Source organism: Ensifer sp. NM-2, from assembly GCF_003024455.1.
GTDB classification, from domain to species: domain Bacteria; phylum Pseudomonadota; class Alphaproteobacteria; order Rhizobiales; family Rhizobiaceae; genus Ensifer; species Ensifer canadensis.
On record NZ_PVZR01000074.1, the window covers coordinates 1 to 808 of the forward strand.

At 74.1% G+C, this 808-nt stretch carries 1 protein-coding gene; it reads left to right on the top strand.

From position 1 onward, the window contains the following. Positions 1-808: acetyltransferase (locus tag C6558_RS38800; protein ID WP_107028848.1), on the top strand; the 808-nt coding region annotated here is incomplete at both ends.

The window sequence follows — 808 nt, forward strand, 5'->3', positions numbered from 1 at the left end:
GTTCGCGTGGTTCGCCGACGACCCCGACCTCCTGCGGCGCCTGATGATCACCGGCTGGTACGGGGGCGCGGACCAAGAGCCCCCGTGGTGGGCGTTCTGGTTCATCTCCGTCCTGTTCTTCACCACGGTGCTGCGCCGATTCCTCGAGCGCTTCCCGTCCGCCGTCGCCTGGGCGGTGGGCCTGGCCGGGCTGGCGTGGGCCCACCTCGTGCCGGACTCCGCGATCGCCCGCACGCCTCTGGGCGTCGGGCTGGCCCTGCCGTGCCTGCTGTTCGTCCTCAGCGGCGAGACGTTCCGCCGCCGCGTCCAGCCGCACGTGCGGCGCCACCGGACACTCATCGGCGTCGGCCTGGTGCTGCTCGGCCTGGTCGCGGTGCGGCTGGGCCTGGAGCCGCCCAACATCAAGTTCGGCGGCTTCGGCACGCCGGTGCTCACCCCCGCCGTGGGCGTCCTGATGTCCGCGGGGATGGTGCTCGTGTTCGGTTCCACGGTGGAGGGGCTGCTGCGCTCCTTCGCCCGACGCACCGGGACGGGGCAGGCCCTGCGCCGCGTCATCACCGCCCTGGTCCGGACGGGCACGGTGGTGGTGCTGCTGCACGGCTGGGTGCTGATGTGGGTCACGCGGCACGGCGTGGAGGACAACGCCGCCAAGTTCGCCCTCGCGCTCGCCCTCAGCTGGCTGGCAGGCCTCGCCCTGCTCGCCACCCCCCTGTCCAAGCCGTTCACGGGGGCGCGCCGCCGCTGGCACCCGGTGCACCGCCTGCGACACGTGGAGCCCCCGCACCCCGTCACGTCCGCGCTGCCGCGC